17 protein-coding genes are annotated in these 21,320 nt (G+C 41.7%); all 17 read left to right on the top strand.

Translation table 11 applies throughout. The annotated features are described in order from the left end of the window. The first annotated feature begins 65 nt into the window (after window positions 1-65). The 17 genes from AC1D7X_RS13405 (at window position 66) to AC1D7X_RS13325 (ending at window position 21,257) form a co-directional block, all read left to right on the top strand. On the top strand, window positions 66-1,076 hold the full coding sequence (locus AC1D7X_RS13405) for an ABC transporter substrate-binding protein (protein WP_495457280.1): 1,011 nt from the start codon (window positions 66-68) through the stop codon (window positions 1,074-1,076). Window positions 1,077-1,104: 28 nt separating this feature from the next. Continuing rightward, window positions 1,105-1,881 carry an ABC transporter ATP-binding protein gene (locus AC1D7X_RS13400; RefSeq protein ID WP_495457279.1) on the top strand — a complete coding sequence of 259 codons (777 nt, stop codon included), beginning with the start codon at window positions 1,105-1,107 and terminating at the stop codon, window positions 1,879-1,881. An 80-nt stretch (window positions 1,882-1,961) separates the two neighbouring features. Next, the gene (locus tag AC1D7X_RS13395; protein ID WP_495457351.1) at window positions 1,962-2,741 is read left to right on the top strand and encodes an ABC transporter permease; all 780 of its coding nucleotides are present in this window, start codon (window positions 1,962-1,964) and stop codon (window positions 2,739-2,741) included. A 108-nt stretch (window positions 2,742-2,849) separates the two neighbouring features. Continuing rightward, the gene (locus AC1D7X_RS13390; RefSeq protein WP_495475405.1) at window positions 2,850-3,827 is read left to right on the top strand and encodes an aromatic acid exporter family protein; all 978 of its coding nucleotides are present in this window, start codon (window positions 2,850-2,852) and stop codon (window positions 3,825-3,827) included. A 259-nt stretch (window positions 3,828-4,086) separates the two neighbouring features. Continuing rightward, entirely contained in the window at window positions 4,087-4,638 is a 552-nt protein-coding gene (locus AC1D7X_RS13385) for an outer spore coat protein CotE (RefSeq protein WP_068648547.1), read from the top strand. Window positions 4,639-4,819: 181 nt separating this feature from the next. Further along, the gene (locus tag AC1D7X_RS13380; protein ID WP_495457277.1) at window positions 4,820-6,067 is read left to right on the top strand and encodes a putative amidoligase domain-containing protein; all 1,248 of its coding nucleotides are present in this window, start codon (window positions 4,820-4,822) and stop codon (window positions 6,065-6,067) included. Window positions 6,068-6,103: 36 nt separating this feature from the next. Then, entirely contained in the window at window positions 6,104-8,884 is a 2,781-nt protein-coding gene (mutS, locus tag AC1D7X_RS13375) for a DNA mismatch repair protein MutS (RefSeq protein ID WP_495475404.1), read from the top strand. A gap of 332 nt (window positions 8,885-9,216) precedes the next feature. Next, entirely contained in the window at window positions 9,217-11,178 is a 1,962-nt protein-coding gene (mutL, locus tag AC1D7X_RS13370; protein ID WP_495475403.1) for a DNA mismatch repair endonuclease MutL, read from the top strand. A gap of 48 nt (window positions 11,179-11,226) precedes the next feature. After that, window positions 11,227-12,015, top strand: a complete 789-nt coding sequence (locus AC1D7X_RS13365; RefSeq protein ID WP_495457274.1) for a class I SAM-dependent methyltransferase — start codon at window positions 11,227-11,229, stop codon at window positions 12,013-12,015. Then, window positions 11,999-12,979 carry a tRNA (adenosine(37)-N6)-dimethylallyltransferase MiaA gene (gene miaA, locus AC1D7X_RS13360; RefSeq protein ID WP_495457273.1) on the top strand — a complete coding sequence of 327 codons (981 nt, stop codon included), beginning with the start codon at window positions 11,999-12,001 and terminating at the stop codon, window positions 12,977-12,979. The genes AC1D7X_RS13365 and miaA overlap by 17 nt, the downstream gene beginning before the upstream one ends. 19 nt (window positions 12,980-12,998) lie before the next feature. Then, the gene (gene hfq / locus AC1D7X_RS13355) at window positions 12,999-13,238 is read left to right on the top strand and encodes an RNA chaperone Hfq (RefSeq protein ID WP_068585714.1); all 240 of its coding nucleotides are present in this window, start codon (window positions 12,999-13,001) and stop codon (window positions 13,236-13,238) included. Window positions 13,239-13,366: 128 nt separating this feature from the next. Next, window positions 13,367-16,045: a PBP1A family penicillin-binding protein gene (locus tag AC1D7X_RS13350; RefSeq protein WP_495457272.1), complete on the top strand. Its 2,679-nt coding sequence runs from the start codon at window positions 13,367-13,369 to the stop codon at window positions 16,043-16,045. A gap of 235 nt (window positions 16,046-16,280) precedes the next feature. Then, window positions 16,281-16,838 (top strand): ribonuclease FAU-1 family protein, encoded by a 558-nt coding sequence (locus tag AC1D7X_RS13345; protein WP_495457271.1) that lies wholly within the window; start codon window positions 16,281-16,283, stop codon window positions 16,836-16,838. Further along, window positions 16,835-17,518: a YdcF family protein gene (locus AC1D7X_RS13340; protein WP_495457270.1), complete on the top strand. Its 684-nt coding sequence runs from the start codon at window positions 16,835-16,837 to the stop codon at window positions 17,516-17,518. The genes AC1D7X_RS13345 and AC1D7X_RS13340 overlap by 4 nt, the downstream gene beginning before the upstream one ends. A gap of 55 nt (window positions 17,519-17,573) precedes the next feature. Then, the gene (locus AC1D7X_RS13335) at window positions 17,574-18,566 is read left to right on the top strand and encodes an AAA family ATPase (RefSeq protein ID WP_495457269.1); all 993 of its coding nucleotides are present in this window, start codon (window positions 17,574-17,576) and stop codon (window positions 18,564-18,566) included. Window positions 18,567-18,630: 64 nt separating this feature from the next. Beyond that, window positions 18,631-19,920 carry a GTPase HflX gene (hflX, locus tag AC1D7X_RS13330; protein WP_495457268.1) on the top strand — a complete coding sequence of 430 codons (1,290 nt, stop codon included), beginning with the start codon at window positions 18,631-18,633 and terminating at the stop codon, window positions 19,918-19,920. Between the two features lie 116 nt (window positions 19,921-20,036). Then, a complete protein-coding gene (locus tag AC1D7X_RS13325; RefSeq protein ID WP_495475453.1) occupies window positions 20,037-21,257 on the top strand; it encodes a methionine gamma-lyase family protein in 1,221 nt (406 codons plus the stop codon). The last annotated feature ends 63 nt before the right edge of the window (window positions 21,258-21,320 follow it).

The raw sequence follows: 21,320 nt of genomic DNA, 5'->3' as shown, positions 1-21,320 counted from the left end.
AATAACCTTTTGTAGGCTGAGGGCATATGATGCCATATCTTATACGAAAGAATGGAGGATACCATATGTGGAAAGGAACAAAAAAGCTGACTGCAGTAGCAGGTATTCTTCTTCTCTGTACGACGGCCATTGCTGGGTGCGGAGGGAAAGATGCTACGACGAAGGTGAAGATTGGGGAAGTAACCCGGTCAGTATTTTATGCTCCAGAATATGTTGCCATAGAGAAGGGTTTCTTTAAGGATGAGGGGTTAGATGTCGAGCTACAGACGACCTTCGGCGGAGATAAGACGATGACAGCATTGTTATCGAACGCGATAGACGTGGCACTTGTTGGCTCAGAAACATCCATTTATGTGTATCAGCAAGGATCCGAGGATCCTGTCATTAATTTCGCTCAATTGACTCAGACAGATGGAACATTCCTTGTTGCGAGAGAAGACAGTGGAACATTTAGCTGGGATCAGTTGAAGGGTGAGGTGTTCTTAGGGCAACGCAAAGGTGGTATGCCACAAATGGCCGGGGAGTTTACACTCAAGAAAAAAGGCATTGATCCACATGTCGATTTGGAATTAATTCAGAATATTGATTTCGCGAATATCGCATCAGCCTTTGCATCGGGAACAGGGAAATATGTACAGTTGTTTGAGCCACAGGCCTCCATTTTTGAAAAAGAAGGTAAAGGTCATGTAGTCGCCTCATTCGGTGTAGAAAGCGGGCAACTTCCATACACCGTGTTTATGAGCAAACAAAGTTATATGAAGAAAAATGCGGATACGGTGCAGAAGTTCACGAACGCCATTCAGAAAGCACAGCAATGGGTAGCAGGACATACGCCTGAAGAGATTACGGATGCTATCATGCCCTATTTTAAAGATACAGATCGTGAGATCATTGTCTCCGCAGTGAAACGTTATCAAGAACAAGGCACGTATGCTACTGATCCTATACTAGATGAAGCAGAATGGAACAATCTTCTAGACGTTATGGATAATGCAGGCGAATTGAAGGAACGGGTGACACAAGACGCGATTGTAGATAATTCATTTGCAGAGAAGGCAAAAGTGACGGTGAAATAACGTAATCCCTGCCAAAAGGAGAGTGCACATGGTACCTGTTGTTGAGTTGAATGATGTCGCCCATGTCTATATCACTGATCGCGAAGCCTCTCTGGCTGTGGATCATCTTCAAATGTCGGTTGCTCCTGGAGAATTTGTAAGTATTGTTGGGCCTAGTGGATGTGGTAAGACCACCATTCTGTCTATTATTGCAGGACTACTTACACCAAGTCACGGAGAAGTCCTTGTAAATGGTCACAAATTGGATGGACCAACACCTGAGGTAGGCTATATGTTACAACAGGATTATTTATTTCCCTGGCGTACCATTCTAAATAATGCCCTCATAGGGTTGGAGTTAACAGGAAGAGTCACACCGGAAAGTATAGAGGTGACTTCAGGTCTGCTTGAAGAGATGGGTCTAAAAGGGAAAGAAAATATTTATCCACAACAACTCTCAGGTGGAATGCGCCAACGCGTTGCACTTGTTCGGACACTGGCTACGGATCCCAGTCTATTGCTACTAGATGAACCTTTCTCTGCACTTGATTACCAGACAAAACTTCAATTAGAGGATTTGATATCTAGGACTTTACGTGAACGCAACAAAACGGCAGTGCTTGTTACCCATGATCTATCCGAAGCGATTGCGATGAGCGATCGGATTATTTTACTTGGTAGCAATCCTGGAAGAATACGTAAGACGTTCGATGTACCCCACAACATTCGAGAAGTGTTACCTTTTCATGCTCGTGATCAGGAAGGGTTCCAACATCTCTTTCACGAGATCTGGAGTGCAATGGAAATGACAAATGAGCAGAAGTGAGGAGGTGATCGATTAGGATGATAAGGAGAAGTCGAACGGAGGATGAGTCTACTGACACGAGGCACAGCGAATTAACTTCCATGTATCAAAATCATCTTGCTTTCAAAAAAAAGCAACGCCTGAACATATTATCCGTCCAGCTAGGATTGTTATTGTTGTTATTCGTTTTGTGGGAGACAGCTGGAAGGCTGAAATGGATCGATGTACTGTTATTCAGTTATCCGAGTAAAATATTTAAACATATTGCACAAGAAGTCATTAGCGGAGAACTCTGGGGACACTTGGGAGTAACGGTCGGTGAGACTGTCGTAGGTTTCGTACTTGGGACGGGACTTGGAACAGTTCTAGCCATTCTTATCTGGTGGTCGCCGTTCTTATCGAAAGTGCTAGATCCTTATATGGTTGTGTTTAATAGTATGCCGAAGGTAGCATTGGGACCACTATTTATCGTAGTGTTTGGTGCTGGCTTTACGGCCATTGTCGTGACTACATTGTCTGTCATCGTCATTATTACCACATTAGTGGTATACAATAGTTTCTCTGAAGTGGATTCTAATCTAGTTAAAGTCGTGCGAACATTCGGGGGATCACGATCAGATATTTTTCGAAAAGTTATCTTTCCAGCATCTTTCCCAGCCATTATCTCCACACTGAAAGTCAATGTGGGTCTAGCTTGGGTTGGTGTTATTGTCGGAGAATTTCTAGTGGCACAGATGGGGTTAGGATACTTAATTATCTACGGATTCCAAGTATTTAACTTCACCTTGGTGATGTCTAGTTTGTTCATTATTGCTGTAGTAGCAACGGTTATGTATCAACTTGTTGTCCTTATGGAGCGGAAGTTGTTGTCACATAAATAACGATTAGAAACATTCTTATCATGGAGTGTAAGATGTCACATTGTGTAGAAATATGAAATAAAGTACCATGAGACTACGATTATAATGATAGAAGAAAGAGGCGTCCTCATGGGTTTTCGTGTTATCAAAACAGCTATAGCTACACTTATTTCTGTTCAGATTGCAGCTCTAATTGGTATTCCCAATCCGCAGGCTGCAGGTCTGTTAGCTATTCTAGGGGTGGAAGTTACGCGTAAAAGGAGTCTTAGAACGATTTCGGCTCGTTTTTTCGCCTCCATCGTGGGGCTCCTTTTTGCGTGTGGACTATTCGCTCTATTTGGGTTCCATTATTGGGTACTAGCTCTATTTGTCCTCTTTGGATTTCCGTTAATTGTAAAGGCAAGCTTTAAAGAAGGGATCGTGACAAGTTCAGTCGTTGTGTTTCGTGTATTTGGAGAAGGTGTCCTATCGCTTCATATCGTGTTAACCCAGGTTGAACTGCTTGTTGTAGGACTAGGCTCTGCCATGATCGTTAATATGATCTATATGCCCAAAAGAGGAGAGCAGATGCTTGAGATTCGTCACAAGGTGGACGGGCTATTTGCTGTAATCTTTAATCAAGTGGCTTGTACGCTTCGTGATCCTCATTATTTATGGGACGGTAACGAGATTATTGAAGCGGGTAAAGCGATTAATGAAGGGTCACTGGCAGCAACTCGAGCGATGGAGAATCAGATGGTACGTCCTGACGTAGCCTGGAACATCTATTTCTACATGCGCAAGGAACAACTGGATTTGATCATGCAAATGATGCAACGAATTGCTGATGTGTATCAGAAGCTTCCTCAGGCTGACTTGGTTGCGGATTTATTCGAACAACTTAGTCATGACGTTACAGAGGAAATGTACACGGGACGTACAGAAGTCTTACTCCATGAGTTGGAACAAGATTTCAAAGAAATGGATCTCCCAACCACTAGAGATGAGTTTGAGATTAGGTCTTCTATTTTACAATTATGCCGAGAATTATCATTGTATTTGAAGATCGCGAAGAAGAATAAATCTCCTGTCCCTAATAAAATGCGGGTTGAATATGTCTTGAAGTAAGATCATGTAATAAAATAGTATTTACATAGTTCATTGTAGTGAAGCGATGGAATTAACGTAGATCAGGTTAAGTATATCTTTAATAAAGGGTGTATGTAGCCCAATTACAGTACTGACTATACTTAATATGGCTCACTCTTTGTCAAGAAGAATAGTATCTCGTTGATTCTCTCAAAAAATATTTGCACTGGGCTAATCAACTTTTGCCTACCTCCTGCATACACTTAGTAGTGAATGATTGTATGGAGGAGGTTCAAAGATGTCATTAAGTCGTAAACATCAAAGTAGAGAGATCATAACGAAAGCGATCTGCGGCAAAGGTCGTAAGTTCTCTACCGTAACACATACCGTAACTCCGCCTCATAATCCAACCAGTATCTTGGGTGCATGGATTATAAACCATCAATATGAAGCGGTAGCGGCCGGAGACGGAATTGAAGTTATTGGTACTTACGATATCAACATTTGGTATTCTTACGACAAAAATTCCCAGACAGATGTAGCCAAAGAAACTGTACCGTATGTAGAATTTGTCTCGCTGTCGTATCTAGACCCAAGACACCGTGCTTCAACAGTGGAGGTATCTGCGGAGGCAACGCAGGAACCTAGTTGTGTTGAAGCAAGTGTATCTTCGGGTGGGGGAAGCGTCATTATCCGTGTCGAAAGGGAATTCACTGTGGAACTCATTGCTGAGACCAAAGTATTCGTCCTGATCGGACATGAAGATTATGACGATAAGGAATTTGAATTCAGCGAGGATACTGGAGATTATGAAGACCTTGACCCTGATTTACTGGATGATGACCTGTAATAACAAGGGTAAGATTTAAATGGTATAACGTATTATATGATTCGAGGGCGTCTGTGTAGAGGGCGGATGCCCTCCTTTTTTGTTTTTATTTAAATCCTTATATTTCTGCTGAAACAAATGCCTTCCTTGAACCAAAGGACGTCTTAACCGTTTCTACTTGAGTGAAGGGGGAATTACGTAAGTGGATCAAGAAGAGTCTCTCTATAAATCGATGTCACTCCCAGCGGCACAAGCTCGACTTATCCGTTCTGGGGTCTCAGCTCAGCTTATGGAAGGTAGATCAGGACGTGAACACACATCTATCTATCGTAGCAGGTATGCTGTGCAAGTATGTAATTTACGTGGAATTGAAGTCAGTAAGTTAGGAATTGGTGCTAGTAGAATAGGTGTAATGCAGGGTTCTGGGAGAACGGAAATGGACATTGAACATCATCCTTTAATGAAAAGATTAACGAAGGTGGCTGTACGAAGCTTATATACGTTAGGTATAGATTCAGGTGAAGCTATCATCTCAACCTATGGTGATCGCCAATATGTGTTAGAACAGATTACACCATTATCGAAATTACGTGAACCTAAGTTGGCTGCATTATATAAACAACAACGAGCAAATGTACATAAGGTTTTACGTGAAGAAGAAAAGAATGGGATTCAGTTAATGATGGGTATGGATCCAGAATTTCTACTTGTCAATTCATCATCCATGGAAGTTGTTCCAGCTTCTGAATTTCTAGAACGAGTTGGTGAGGTGGGGTGTGATGCGGTTCATATGGAAGGGGTAACTAGCTACCCTGTGGCGGAATTACGTCCTGGACCACGTCTAGAACCACGAGGCTTACTGATTGAGCTTATGCACACGATGGGTTCCGCAAAGAAGTTAATTCGAGATCGATCATTAATATGGATGGCTGGGGGAATGCCAATACCTGGTCTGCCATTAGGTGGACACTTACATTTCAGTGGGATTGTGCTCACAACGTCCCTTTTGGAGGCTTTGGATAATTATTTGGCGCTTCCTGTTATGTTGCTTGAAGATCATACAAGCTTATCTAGACGGCCTCGGTATGGTTATCTAGGGGATTTCAGAAGGCAACCGCATGGGGGGTTTGAGTATCGAACACTTCCCAGTTTCTTAGTATCTCCACTCGTAGCGAAGGGTGTTGTATACCTAGCTTATTTGATTATGCTTCATTATAAACAATTAACTCTGAGACCTTTGCATCAAGAGAATATCCATAGAGCTTATTATGAAGGAAATAGGAATGTGATCCGAGATTGTGTAGAGCCATTGTTCAGAGATTTAACAGCTCTTCGTGATTATACAGCGTATGCCAAATATATCGATCCCTTAATGGTTCATATTTCCAACGGCAAGATATGGGATGAATCACGGGATATCCGTCCGCTATGGAATATTCCTGTGCTATAATAAATCTTAGTATAAGAAGATTTATGGAGGTAACTCATGGCCCAATATACGCCGATGATTGAACAATATTTGAAAGTGAAAGAACAAGCACAAGATGCTTTTTTGTTTTTCCGACTGGGAGATTTTTATGAAATGTTTTTTGAAGATGCGATTCTGGCATCTCGCGAGCTTGAGATCACGCTGACAGGGCGCGGAGGTGGAGGGGAAGAACGCATACCGATGTGTGGTGTGCCTTACCATGCTGCTGAGGGCTATATTCAGCGTCTAATAGAAAAGGGATATAAGGTTGCTATTTGTGAGCAACTTGAAGATGCGGCAACCACCAAAGGGATGGTGCGTCGTGATATTGTACGTGTTGTGACACCGGGAACGATTATGGATAGTAAGAACATCTCGGATAAATCAAATAATTATTTAGTATGTGTTACAACATCAAGCGGGATGATGAGCCTATCTGCTTGTGATCTTTCTACAGGGGAGTTGTATGTCACCTCGGTTCCATCTTCTTTGGAATGGCTTCGTGATGAGATTAATATATATGAACCTTCTGAGATCATAGGTGATCAAGGGATGTTAGATAGCATTCGATCCTTACAGCTTCAAGGAAACCGGCCTGTTGTCTATACGTCGTGGGATAAGAAAGATGAGAAGATGGTCCGGAGTCAATTCGGTGAAGCTTCATGGGCTCGATTGGATCAGGAGAGAGCGTTATGTGTCTCAGTGCTAATCTCATATCTTAGTGAGACACAGAGACGTTCCTTGGGCCAGTTAACACAAATTTCTTCCTATGAACCAGGTCATTTCATGATATTAGATCCCTTTACGCGGCGTAATCTAGAATTAGTGGAGACGGTCCGCGAAAGATCTAAGAAGGGTTCTTTGTTATGGCTTCTAGATAAAACAGAGACATCGATGGGTGCTCGCTTATTAAGACGTAGAATAGATAAGCCACTGTTACATCGGAGTCGAATTGAGGAACGGCTCGAAGCCGTTGAACTCCTATATAACCAGCTCATATTACGCGAAGATTTACGACAATCGCTTCGGGAAATCTACGATCTAGAGAGACTAGTGGGTAGAATAGCTTTTGGTAACGCGAATGGTCGTGATTTGAATGCACTTAAATTGTCTTTAGGCCAGATCCCGTCTCTCAAACAATTATGTGCAGCAACGCCATCCCTAACGCTTGGTAAAATTGCCAGAGAGATAGATGCCTGTGAAGATCTTTTTGATGAAATTAATCAAGCGATTAAAGATGAACCGCCATTATCCGTCCGTGATGGGGGATTAATCAAACCTGGATATCATGAACATTTGGACGAGCTTCGGGAAGCTAGCATCAATGGGAAGAAGTGGATTGCTGAGCTTGAAGCTAGAGAACGTGCGGCAACTGGCATTAAGTCTCTTAAGATTGGCTTCAATAAAGTATTTGGATATTATATTGAATTAACCAAATCTCATATTGGATCCTTACCCGAAGGTAGATATGAACGGAAACAAACGCTTGCCAATGCAGAGCGATATATTACACCTGAACTGAAAGAGAAAGAGAGTCTCATTCTAGAAGCGCAGGAGAAGATGGTGGATCTGGAATATTCTCTTTTTACAGAGTTAAGAGAGAAACTTAATAAGCAAATTCCACGTCTGCAGTCTCTGGCAGAGAAAGTTGCTGAATTGGATGTGTACCAATCTCTTGCAGCGACAAGTGCTGAACATGGCTTCGTGAAGCCTATACTAACAGAGAATTATGACCTCATTATTGAGGGTGGACGACATCCGGTCGTTGAGGCTGTGATGAAGGATTCTGCATTTATCTCAAATGCTACGAATCTGTCACAGGATTCAGCGAATATTTTACTAATCACAGGTCCTAATATGGCGGGTAAGAGTACGTATATGCGTCAGGTAGCCTTGATTTCCATTATGGCGCAGATCGGTTGTTTCGTCCCTGCGAGTCGGGCAGAGATTCCGATGGTAGACCGTATATTTACGAGAATTGGCGCAGCTGATGACCTGATTGGTGGTCAAAGTACCTTTATGGTAGAAATGGCAGATATTCAAGTGATGACAGAGAAAGCAACCCCTCGGAGTCTCATCATTATAGACGAGCTTGGTCGAGGAACATCTACAAGCGAGGGAATGGCCATTGCACAAGCCGTTATCGAATATGTACATGACGAAATTGGTTGTAAAGCGTTAGTATCCACCCACTTTCATGAATTGTCTCATATCGAAGGAAGCTTGAAGGGATTACGTAATTACTCCATGGCCGTGCAAGAGAGCGGAGATAAAGTTCATTTCCTACGCAAGTTGATTCCAGGCCCGGCTGGCAGTAGCTATGGTGTCTATTGCGCTCGCTTAGCAGGACTACCTGATTCTATTATTGACCGTGCGAATGGACTTCTTGAAAGTTTGGAGCAAGCGCTTGTCACTTCAGAAGTGGCCGTTGCTACAGAAGGAGCAAATGTTAAAGGAATACCAGCGACTGAAGATGCAGTAGTACCAGAGGCAGCACAAGCATTAACGTTAACGTCAACGAATGAAGCATCGACTAAGGCATATGCCGTGCCAGCAATGGAGAAACATGCAACTTCTATAGTTGTAGATGACGAGATCAGAGAAGGCGGTGACGTTGTACAGCTATCCATCTTTGATGAAGAGGAAGTCAAACCTCACAAAAAAGAATCCATAGCTCCAATGAACCGTAACGTCACTCAGATTATAGATTCTGTGAAGAATCTCGATCTTATGAACATGACCCCCTTACAAGCCATGCAATTACTCCACGAGCTTAGTGTGAAGGCGAAGGGGATCTAAATATAAGGGAAATTAAGGTGCTAGGTAATTAAGGGATTAAGGAATTAAGGTGTTGAAGTGATTTGTGATTTTAATAATATAAGTATTGAGTGAAATCGGAGTGTTACATTGTTTCATGCACAAACGTAGCGGAGGGGACGGAATTGTTCTGGAGAAGCGATAGCGTTCGCCTTTGCGGTCAGATTTCAACCGCTAAAGGCGGTATATAATCAAGAAATATGACCGCAACAGCGATCGTAAGAACAATCCGTTACCGTAGCGGTCGGTCATTATATATATATTTTTTCAAAACTAACAATGGTGTAGAAACCGAAAAGAGAGAGGGAAAATCCATGGCCAAAATCCACATATTGGATGAGCACATAGCCAACCAGATTGCCGCAGGTGAGGTTGTGGAGCGTCCTGCCTCCGTTGTTAAGGAACTTGTAGAAAACGCGATTGATGCAGGGAGTACAAAGATTGAGGTTACGATCGAAGAAGGTGGACTTCAGAGTATTCGAGTAACAGATAATGGTTCAGGGATTGAACCGGAAGACTGTGAGTCTGCCTTTTATCGTCACGCTACAAGTAAAATTACTAATGGTCGCGATCTTTTTCATATTACAAGTCTAGGCTTTCGGGGTGAAGCATTACCAAGTATTGCAGCGGTATCCAAGGTGACACTTACCACTTCTAACCAAGAAGATGGATTGGGACGAAAGCTTATCATTGAAGGTGGAAACTTAATCTCCAATGATGATTCCGCGTCTCCTCGGGGAACTGATTTTTTGGTGAAAGAATTATTCTACAACACACCAGCAAGGCTGAAATATATGAAAACCATCCAGACTGAGCTAGGTCATATTTCAGATTATATGTATCGAATTGCTTTATCTCATCCGAGCATTGGAATCACGTTAAGACACAATGATAATACGTTATTGCAGACCGTAGGAAATGGAGATCTCCTTCAGGTTATTGCTGCCATTTATGGGACGCAAGCTGCGAAGGCAATGCTCCCGATACAAGCTGAAGATATGGATTACGGCATGCAAGGATTTGTGAGTATGCCAGAATGGACAAGATCGAATCGTAATGCAATATCAACCTTTGTGAATGGTCGTTATATTCGGAATAATGGTCTGAATCATGCCATACTGAGAGCCTATCATACCTTACTGCCTATTAATCGGTATCCACTTGCGATACTTTCGTTAACGATGCATCCTTCGATTGTGGATGTCAATGTTCATCCAGCGAAGCTTGAGGTACGCTTTAGTAAAGAGTCTGAATTATATCCATTTGTTGAACAATCGATTCATGCGGTATTGCGTCAACAAGTCCTCATCCCACAACCTGTGAAGCATCCTTTAGGAAACAAAGGAAGTTCATCTTTTATACAAGAACAATTCCGATTCACCAAGAATCAAGAGAATGGAACATCGGATGTGTCGAATAAATCCGTTCAATCTGATATGATGGAAAGTCAATCGAGCAGACCTTCTTTATCCACCCCATACGCAACAAATTCAACAGGTCAGAATGAAGGGGTAAGGAATAGTGAAGCTACCCATGATGTTCGTTCGTCGAGTGCAAACACGCCGCTGAGAGAACGTAGTAACCAAGAGTATAGAGTGAATGGGATTACGGGAAATCGACCTCAAACGGGACAACATGTGCCTTTTAATCCAGAGGTATATGCGACACCTAAGAATGGATCACCGGATATTCCACTATTTCCAGAGTTGACACTTATTGGGCAACATCATGGTACATATTTGATCGCTCAGAATGAAGAGGGACTATATTTAATCGACCAGCATGCAGCTCATGAGCGAATTAATTATGAATTTTATTATGAGCAATTTGGACGACCAAATGATGCTTCTCAAGAGCTGTTATTACCCATTACCTTAGAATTTACGCCTTCGGAATCGGAACAATTGAAACATAAACTTACTTGGTTCGAACAAGTCGGGGTATATTTAGAACATTTCGGTGGACAGACCTTTCGTGTTCGATCCCTTCCTTATTGGTTTCCTAAGGGAGAAGAAGAGGCTCTAGTTGAGGAAATGGCAGAATGGGTATTAAGTGAACGCGTGATCGATCTGGCTAAATTAAGAGAGAAATCATCCATTCTATGTTCATGCAAAGCCTCTATTAAGGCGAATCAGAGTTTGACGACATTAGAATCTGATACGTTATTAGAGCGTTTAGCTGCTTGTAAACAACCCTATACATGTCCTCACGGACGTCCGATTGTGATATCATTCTCCACGTACGATTTAGAAAAATTATTTAAGCGTGTGATGTAGTGTAATGGAATAATGAAAACTTGTATTCACATATGACAGGAGAAAAACATGATTATTACAACAGGAAGAAGCGAGGCTACAGAAAGATTGGTGGAGCGTGCTAAGGCATTAGCTCTAGATACAGGATTCCGTTATGTACCGCGCCAGAGATCATCTGTAAAGAAGCTAGTTCAATCATCAGGAGATACAGTAGCACTCATTGTGCTGGATGGTGGCGCTAGGTTAGTCAGACCTGGACATCCGCCGATCGAATATCACCCAAGTATGGGTTATGTGAGAGTAAAACGTGTGATTAAAGGCGACAATGATCCTATGTTAGATGCAACAGGGATGCAAGTAGGAGACACAGTGTTAGATTGCACGGCTGGTCTGGGAAGTGACTCTCTTGTTTTTGCTGTAAAAGCCGGCCCTGAAGGTAAAGTGATGTCATTGGAGAGTTCGGGTGACTTGGCAGCCCTGTTGAAAGAAGGTTTGGGACATTACGTCACAGATCTTGAGGAAGTGAACCAAGCGATGCGACGAATCGAAGTGAAGCAGGGACATCATCTAGATGTATTAAGAGACATGCCGGATAAGAGTGTAGATGTTGTATACTTTGATCCGATGTTTCGGGAACCTTTAATGGCATCTGCAGCGATTAATCCGTTAAGAGAATTCGCCAATAGTGATGCACTTAGCTTAGATAGTATACAAGAAGCGATACGCGTGGCTAGAAAGTCGGTTGTGTTAAAAGAGAAGTGGGGTAGTCCTGAATTTGCACGACTTGGCTTCCAGATGATAGAGCGAAACAATTCAAAAATCACGTATGGAGTGATATTCCTTGACAATAGAGACTAAACCTTCTCTACTCGTGTTATTAGGTCCTACCGCCGTCGGAAAGACAAAGATGAGTATTGAAATTGCAAAACATTATGGCTGTGAAATTATTTCAGGTGATTCTATGCAGGTATACCGCCAAATGGATATTGGTACTGCCAAAATCTCGAAAGATGAAATGGAAGGTATCCCACATCATCTGATAGACATTCATGATCCAGATGATCCGTATTCTGTCGCCGAATTTCAAGAGCAGAGTCGACGACTCATTGAAGAGATTCACGCAAGAGGGAAGATTCCTTTTATTGTTGGAGGGACCGGGCTGTATATTGAATCCGTCTGTTATGATTTTCAATTTACCGATGTAGGCGCAGATGAAGAATTTCGAAATGAACAATTCGCTTACGCAGAGAGCTTTGGCGCAGAGGCTTTACACGATCGATTAAAGCTTGTAGACCCGATTAGTGCTGAGAGATTACATGCAAATGATCAGCGAAGAATCGTCCGAGCTTTGGAAATATATCATCTCACGAATAGGACTCTTTCGGATCAAATGGCTGCCCAAAAGAAAGAATCTCCCTATGATTTATGTATATTAGGTTTGACAATGGATAGGCAAATGCTATATAAACGTATTGAAGCTCGTATTGATGAAATGATTGAACAAGGATTAGTAGAAGAAGTGAAATCATTAATTCAAAGGGGTTACGGACCAGGTTTAATCTCGATGCAAGGTTTAGGTTACAAAGAGATCATAGCCTACTTGCAAGAAGAGTTAACATGGGAAGAAACAATAACGTTATTGAAACGGGATACACGTAGGTTTGCTAAGCGACAATTATCCTGGTTCCGCCATATGAAGGACATTTCATGGGTTGATGTTACGGACGTAGCAAATTTCTCTGAGAATTTCGCACGGATTCGTGATATAATAGCAGGAAAGTTTCTTTCAGATATTGAATATATATCTAAACAATCTAATTGAATCATTGGGGGTACGGCTAATGAACAAATCCATTAATATCCAGGATACTTTTTTAAATCAATTACGTAAAGAAAACATCTCTGTTACCATTTTCTTGGTGAACGGTTTTCAGATCAGAGGAACAATCAAAGCATTCGATAACTTTACGGTTGTAGTGGATAGTGAAGGTCGCCAACAAATGCTATTTAAGCATGCAATCTCAACGATTACTCCACAGCGTAATGTATCTCTTATGCAGGAACCTTCAACTGAGGCATAAAACAAAAAAATGAAACCTTTTATAATGTTTCTTCGTTTAAAAGAATAGGAAAAAGACAATGAGCAACCTATTATGGGTTGTTCTTTTCATTCCGATACTAGAATCAAGGGGTTAGGGAGGGCAATGATATGGCGAACGATCGGCCTACGAGGGCTAACGCAAATAATGCGAATAGTGCAAATAATAGAAATAGAGAACAGCCCAAAAAGAAAAAGAAGAAACGACTAACAAAAAAACGAGTGTTTTGGACGTTGTTTTTTACAGCAGCAATTGCAATCTTTTGTGCTCTAGCAGGATACTTGTATATTACTGTCAATGGTGAAAAACTTTATAATGAAAATAAAGATAAAATGGTTGTCAATGAAAATTCCAAAGTGTATGACAGAAATGGGAAATTAATGGGGGAACTATCCATTCAAAAAAGTGACCCAGTTGATTTCGATCAAATTCCACAGTTGCTAATAGATGCGTTCGTGGCGACAGAAGACAAGCGTTTCTACGAGCATAGTGGAGTGGATATTTTATCCATTGGACGTGCAGCGGTTAAGGACATTATCGCTAGAGCAAAAGTAGAGGGTGGAAGTACCCTTACGCAACAGCTTGCTAAGAATATATTCTTAACCCGTGACAAGACGTTTTTCCGGAAAGCAACGGAAGTATCGATTGCCATGGCACTCGAGCGTAACCAGACAAAAGACGAGATCATAACGATGTATCTCAATCGCATTAACTTTGGTGGCCAAATTTATGGGATCAAGGCTGCTTCTGAGTATTACTTTGGAAAAAGTGATCTGAATGATTTAAAGATTTGGCAGATGGCCACATTAGCGGCGATGCCAAAAGGACCAAGCAAATATAACCCTCTTCGCAATCCGGAGCTCTCCATGCAACGTCGGTCTGTGGTTCTTCAATTGATGGAAGAACAAGGTTACATTACAAGTGCAGAGAGAGAAGAAGCTAAAAAGGTGGTGTATGACTATACACCACCTGCGAAGAAACAACAGTACCTTGCATTTATGGATTATGTCATGAGTGAGGCTGAGGAAGTTACGGGCTTGTCTCAAGATGATCTAAACGTCGGCGGATATAAGATTTATACAACGATGGATGCTGATGCACAGAAAGTGCTTGAAAAAGAATTCGCTGATGATGACAACTTCGAGAAAAGTGTAGATGACACGCAGGTACAAGCTTCTATGGTGATCATGAACAATGACTCAGGAGCTATTGTGGCCCTATTGGGTGGTAGAGACTATGAACGTAAGGGATATAGTCGGGTTACAAGCAGCCGGAGACAGCCAGGTTCAGCTTTTAAACCTATTGTTTCTTATGCTCCAGCGTTAGAGTCAGGACAATTTACACAAGATTCGCTTCTTAATAATCAGAAGCAATGTTTCTCAGATTACTGTCCAGGTAACCTACATGGATATTCCGATACCATTAGTATGCCAGATGCCATTCAAAAGTCAGAGAATATTCCGGCGGTATGGCTGCTGAATGAAATTGGTGTAAGTACTGGATTTAAATTCGCACAGAAAATGGGCATACCTCTTAAGCCTGAAGATAAAAACTTATCATTAGCGCTAGGTGGTCTTAGTTCTGGTACGAATACGCTAGAGATGGCTCAAGCATACAGCGCATTCGCAAATGGCGGGACATTGAATGAAGCCTATGCCATTAAACAGATTAAGAATAGTGATGATGAAGTTAAATATGAGCATAAGAAGAATGGCAAAGAAGTAATGAGCGAAGAGACTTCTTATCAGATGACGGATATGATGAGGAATGTTGTTGAGAGTGGTACCGGGAAAAAGGCAGCTATAAGTAGACCTGTTGCAGGTAAAACAGGTACGACTCAGAGCGGTATCAAAGGTAACAGTTCGAACCGTGATGTATGGTTTGTGGGTTACACACCAGAATTAACTGCAGCCGTATGGATGGGTTATGATAAACCAGATGCTAAACATTTGCTTAAGAAGAGTAGTTCCCTAGCAGCATCTTTCTGGGGGAAAGTCATGGAACAGGCTGTACAAGGTTTTGAAGAGAAGAGTTTCCCTGCTCCTAAAAATACGAAAAAACCTGAACCAACGCCTGAACCAGAAGTAGCATCTGTCGCAACAGGGTTAAGTGGTTCTTATGATCTAAATACACAAATTGTATCTCTTACTTGGAATGGAGTAGATGATAATAATATTGAGTATCGTGTGTATCGTAAGGAATCCTCTGAAAGTCAATACAGCTTAATTCAGGATAATGCATCACCAGATAACACAGAAGATGTGGATGTGTTAGAAGGATTTACGTACGAATATTACGTAACGGTGTATAAACCAGATACGGGAGTAGAATCAGACAAATCTAATTTGTTTCAAATATTTACGGAACCGTTAGAACCTGAAGTTATACCAGAGCCTGAGGTCGTACCTCCAGACATGAATAACGGTAATGGTAACGGTAATGGTAACGGTAATGGTAATGGTAACCAGAATGGGAATAACGGGAATGGTAACAACGGGAATGGTAACAACGGAAATGGTAACAATGAAAACGGGAATAACGGCAATGGCAATGGTAACAATGAAAATGGGAATAACGGCAATGGCAACGGTGGTACAGAGGGTGGCACGAATCCGGGTGAGAATAACCCAGATACGGGTGGCGTGACGCCACCATCCGATATCACCCCAGTGGATCCAGGAACACCACCAGATGGCGTCGATTCGGGTGTGACGCCACCTCTAGATCCTGCATCAACCTCTACAGACACACTAGGTGTTGTAGATCCTGCGGGCACCACAACTCCATAAACCCCATAAAGACAACAAGAAAGCTCCCACCTGGGGGCTTTCTTGTTGTCTTTTTTAAAAGATAAGGAAATATAAGTTTTATTTGAATCATTCATCTAAAACAATGTAAGTTATATTGGTCTGTGTTGTATAATCAAGAAATAGGTAGTTGGAATTGTGCTAGAGAGCACTTATTTTTGAGTGTGATTCACAAATGTGTTAAGCTGTAGCTAACATATTGGAGAGGGTAATTTCCATGAAACGTAAATTTGGAGATCGTGCGAACTGGCGCAGAATTTCACGTCGACGCTTTACCTGCCGTTATGTTGAGTCCGAGAGGTTTACTGGGTATATAACGTTATATACGATTTATAACCTAAAGGAACCGCTATGGAAGACTTATGGCAGCCATACGTACAAAATTGCAGACAAAGGGTATTCTTGGTTGCAATATTATCCTAAGAATAGTCATTATATTGTGACTGCGATGTTTGATGAGCGGCAAGAAATCATTCAATGGTATATTGATACATGCAAAATACAGGGAGTAACGGACCAAGGGGTGCCTTGGTTTGATGATTTGTATTTAGATGTTGTTGTTCTTCGAAACGGTGAAGTATTTCTTCTTGATGAAGACGAACTGGAAGATGCATTGAATCGGAACGATATAAATGAAGATGACTATCAATTAGCTATGTCAACGGCACAACATTTACTACATGAAATTGACTCGCACCATTTCCCTTATTTCCTGATGTCATTGGAACACCGTAAACAATTGTTTGAGAACGGTGAATTCAGGAGGAACTCATGATTCTTATTTATAACACATCTTTAATTCGTAAAAGCCCGAAACGGCACCGTGCATTTAAGAGAATTCTAGTCTTCATTTTAATCGTATGTCTCCTCATTCTTAGTTGGTTAGGTTATGTATTATGGAAGATTAATCATGTACAAAATTCCGATATGAGAGAGTCAGTAGATGTCGGCATCATTCTTGGTTCTTCCATGTGGGGTGATTCCCCAAGCCCAAGTCTTCGTGAGAGATTGGATTATGGACTACAGCAATATCATGAGGGTAAATTCGATCATTTTATTGTAAGCGGGGGATTGGATCAGCCTGATTTCAATTTCACTGAGGCTGAAGGGATGCGCCAATACCTCTTAGACCATGGTGTATCGGATGAATTCATCATTGTGGAGAACAAAGCCACAAGTACTTTGGAGAACCTTCAATTTAGCCAACACATTATGGAGCAACGTGATTGGAAATCAGCTGTCATCATAACACATACATATCACGGAATGCGTTCTCTCGAAATAGCAGAATATTTAGGGTATGATCATCCTCTATTATCAACGACCGAATCGAAAGTTCTTCGGATGTCTTTTCATAAGAGTAGAGAGGTTCTGGCATATTCTAAATGGAAGCTAGATGAATTGATTCTAAGGCTTGGATGGAAATCATTCGAATCTGTTAATAACCCTACGTAAGTTTGAATACATTGAATAGAGATATCATCCCGGTAGATAATGAGGTGATGGGTGCATGAGCGGACGTGTCATGGCCTCAAACAGCCAGCCTGAGGGTAGGCCGTCTAGACAAATCAATGTTGTATTACGTAGCCAAGAATCACCTATACAGAGCAATGTTGCCCCAGAAAGAGAGCCTTTGAAAGTCCCAAAGGGTATTCCTGAGCAAGGCATGTATCAGGAAATTCAACGAGAGTTGGAACAACTTATAGGATTGGATAATATTAAAGAGTTAGTCTTTGAGATTTATGCACTTCTTCAAGTTGCTTTAATGCGTTCTGATGCAGGACTTGCAAGTGGAGGTCATGTGTATCACATGATTTTTAAAGGTAATCCTGGAACAGGAAAGACAACTGTTGCGAGAATCATCGCCAAACTTTTTCAAAAAATGGGTGTCCTTAGTAAGGGTCATTTGATCGAAGTTGAACGCGCCGATCTGGTAGGAGAGTATATTGGGCATACGGCCCAAAAAACGAGAGATCTTGTTAAGAAGGCATTAGGAGGCATTCTTTTCATTGATGAAGCTTATAGTCTAGCTCGTGGTGGGGAGAAAGATTTCGGTAAAGAGGCTATCGATACATTGGTGAAAGCGATGGAGGATCATAAGAATCAATTCATTCTGATACTTGCTGGTTATTGCGAGGAGATGGACTACTTCTTACAGACGAACCCTGGACTTCCTTCCCGTTTCCCCATTCAGGTTGATTTCTCGGATTACTCGATTGATCAATTGATTCAAATTTCGGAATTGATGGCTAAAGATCGAGAGTATATTCTAATGCCACAGGCGATACTTAAATTAAGACAACATATTACACATGAAAAGAACGAGAGTTTACATGCATTTAGCAATGCAAGATATGTGCGGAATATGATCGAGAAATCGATACGTAATCATGCTGTACGCCTGCTGAACCAATATTCAAATAGTAATCCGGGCAAACAAGAACTCATGACTCTGCGTACAGAAGATTTCAAGTTCGATTCTAAGTCTACCTCGAGCATTTGACTCAAATGGAGTTCAACCCATCCGTTCATTTATATTGAAAGCAGATAAAGGGGTAATTTAATTCATGGCAAATAACATCACGTTTGATACAGAAACAGATATTCCTGACCGCGCGGTACTAGTTAGTCTAGTTACGGATTCGGTTAAGAAAAAGGGGATTAATCCAGAATACTCTCTTCATGAATTAGTGCAGTTGGCTGAAACAGCTGGGGTAGAAGTTATGGATACGCTTAGTCAGAATCTGCAGAAACCAGATCCTAGATTTTTCATTGGAAAAGGTAAAGTGGAAGAATTGCGAATGGCTATGGAAGCTGTTGATGCCAATACGGCCATTTTTGATCATGAGCTATCTGGAGCTCAGGTTCGTCACTTAGAGGAAAGTCTAGATGTAAAGATTATTGACAGAACGCAGTTAATCCTTGATATTTTTGCCCAAAGAGCTAAAACGCGTGAAGGAATTATTCAGGTAGAACTGGCGCAGTTAACTTATTTGCTACCACGACTCTCTGGACAAAGCACGAACCTTTCCCGTCTGGGTGGGGGGATTGGGACCCGGGGTCCGGGTGAAAGTAAGCTAGAGATGGATAGACGTCATATTCGGAATCGTGTTAACGATTTAAAGGATCAGTTGGAAGAGATCACCCGTCACCGAACATTGTATCGCGAACGCAGACAGAAGAGCGGTGTCTTTCAAGTGGCACTTGTGGGATATACGAATGCGGGTAAATCGACATTACTAAAAGAACTTACAGATGCAGACGTATATATTCAGGATCAATTATTCGCAACACTAGATCCAACTTCTCGCATATTAGAGCTTCCCACGGGTAAAGAAGTAGTGATCACGGATACTGTTGGATTTATTCAAAATCTACCTCATGATCTTATTGCTGCTTTCCGTGCTACGTTGGAGGAAGTAAATGAAGCAAATCTCATTCTTCATGTGGTGGATGCTTCATCAGAAATGAGAGAAGATCAAATGGCGGTGGTTCAGTCGATCCTTGAGGAATTAGGTGCATCGGATAAACCACAAATCGTACTCTTTAACAAAAAGGATCGTTGTACACCAGAGCAACTAGAAATGCTTAATACAGTTGAAGGGCATTTGACGATCAGTGCCTTTGATGAAGAGGATCTGGCGTTGATACGAGATGCAATCCAGACCACGTTAACGGGGGACACCATTACCTTCCGGATTCCTGCAAGTCGTGGAGATATTGTAGCGTTGTTGTATCGTGTTGGTGAAATTGTTAATCAAGAGTTTGATGGTAGTGATACACTTTATGAGGTACTGCTTCATAAAGATGATTATGAGAAGAATGGTTATATGCTTCAAGAATACATTGAGTCATAATACACCTTTAAAATTCACGGATTGCATACTACATGCAATCCGTGTTGGTTTGATGACTACAAGCAAGGGAGAATGGAACAGAAATGGCAAGATTTACAGAACAACTAGAGAATGACATGAAATCGGTAGAACTTCAGATCAAAGATCAGATTCAAGCGGTAGATAACATCGTAGATCAGAATCAATGGAAAGTTATTGATGCATTTCAGAATCATCATGTGAGTGATTTTCACTTTGCTGGGTCTACAGGCTACGCCTACAATGATCGAGGCCGTGAAGTGCTTGATTTAGTATATGCAGACGTGTTTGGTGCTGAAGCAGCTCTTGTTAGACCTCATTTTGCCTCAGGGACACATACCATATCTACGGCCCTTTTTGGAGTGTTGCGCCCTGGAGATGAATTATTTTATATTACGGGTCGTCCCTATGATACGCTTCATAAGGTGATAGGTTCCGTTGGCGATGGCTCTGGTTCACTATTAGATTTCGGGATTACTTATCGAGAAGCAGCCCTACTAGAGGATGGAAATGTGGATTGGGAGGCTGTTGAGAACGGGATTACATCAGCGACCAAAGTCATAGGAATACAACGTTCGAGAGGTTATGATTGGCGATCATCATTCACAGTGGAACAGATTGGTGAAATGATTCGACGTGTAAAAGCGATTAAACCAGAGGTTATCGTATTCGTAGATAACTGCTACGGTGAATTTACTGAAGTGATCGAACCTACCAATGTAGGTGCTGATCTTATGGCAGGTTCTTTAATAAAGAATCCTGGAGGTGGCATCGCAGAGACAGGTGGTTATATCTGTGGGAAGAAAGACTACGTTGAATTAGCATCTTTTCGTCTGACAGCACCCGGAATCGGTGGAGAAGTAGGTGCAATGTTAGGAACAACTAGAGGAATCTACCAGGGACTATTCCTTGCTCCTACGCTTGTAGGACAAGCTGTTAAAGGTAGTATTTTTGCATCTGCTATGTTTGAAAAAGTTGGATTTATTACGAAGCCTGCTTGGTATGAGAAGCGCACGGACCTTATTCAAGCCATATCCTTCACAGGACCAGAGCATCTAATTGCCTTTGTACAAGGGATTCAACAAGCATCAGCAGTGGATAGTCATGTCGTTCCTGAACCATGGGACATGCCGGGATATGAACATCCAGTCATCATGGCAGCAGGTACCTTTATTCAAGGAGGTAGTCTTGAATTATCAGCGGATGCGCCCATACGAGATCCGTACATAGGTTATATGCAGGGTGGGTTAACCTATTCGCATGTTAAGTACGGTGTCCTTAAGGCGATTCAAACCATGATAGATAGAAAATTATTGTGAGTTTATCTAACATACCCTTGACACAACATATCATGAATTGTACAATGATAGATATTAGATCAT

The organism is Paenibacillus sp. Y568, from assembly GCF_059445545.1.
Note: the sequence above shows the minus strand (reverse complement) of the source record. Positions and strands in the feature narration are given on the sequence as shown.

Coding starts and splice junctions, on each gene's coding strand:
- AC1D7X_RS13325 (WP_495475453.1), top strand. CDS start 20,037: ATGAAATCGGTAGAACTTCAGATCAAAGATCAGATTCAAGCGGTAGAT.
- AC1D7X_RS13345 (WP_495457271.1), top strand. CDS start 16,281: ATGAAACGTAAATTTGGAGATCGTGCGAACTGGCGCAGAATTTCACGT.
- mutL (WP_495475403.1), top strand. CDS start 9,217: ATGGCCAAAATCCACATATTGGATGAGCACATAGCCAACCAGATTGCC.
- AC1D7X_RS13405 (WP_495457280.1), top strand. CDS start 66: ATGTGGAAAGGAACAAAAAAGCTGACTGCAGTAGCAGGTATTCTTCTT.
- hflX (WP_495457268.1), top strand. CDS start 18,631: ATGGCAAATAACATCACGTTTGATACAGAAACAGATATTCCTGACCGC.
- hfq (WP_068585714.1), top strand. CDS start 12,999: ATGAACAAATCCATTAATATCCAGGATACTTTTTTAAATCAATTACGT.
- AC1D7X_RS13400 (WP_495457279.1), top strand. CDS start 1,105: ATGGTACCTGTTGTTGAGTTGAATGATGTCGCCCATGTCTATATCACT.
- mutS (WP_495475404.1), top strand. CDS start 6,104: ATGGCCCAATATACGCCGATGATTGAACAATATTTGAAAGTGAAAGAA.
- AC1D7X_RS13335 (WP_495457269.1), top strand. CDS start 17,574: ATGAGCGGACGTGTCATGGCCTCAAACAGCCAGCCTGAGGGTAGGCCG.
- AC1D7X_RS13365 (WP_495457274.1), top strand. CDS start 11,227: ATGATTATTACAACAGGAAGAAGCGAGGCTACAGAAAGATTGGTGGAG.
- AC1D7X_RS13390 (WP_495475405.1), top strand. CDS start 2,850: ATGGGTTTTCGTGTTATCAAAACAGCTATAGCTACACTTATTTCTGTT.
- AC1D7X_RS13395 (WP_495457351.1), top strand. CDS start 1,962: ATGTATCAAAATCATCTTGCTTTCAAAAAAAAGCAACGCCTGAACATA.
- AC1D7X_RS13340 (WP_495457270.1), top strand. CDS start 16,835: ATGATTCTTATTTATAACACATCTTTAATTCGTAAAAGCCCGAAACGG.
- AC1D7X_RS13385 (WP_068648547.1), top strand. CDS start 4,087: ATGTCATTAAGTCGTAAACATCAAAGTAGAGAGATCATAACGAAAGCG.
- AC1D7X_RS13350 (WP_495457272.1), top strand. CDS start 13,367: ATGGCGAACGATCGGCCTACGAGGGCTAACGCAAATAATGCGAATAGT.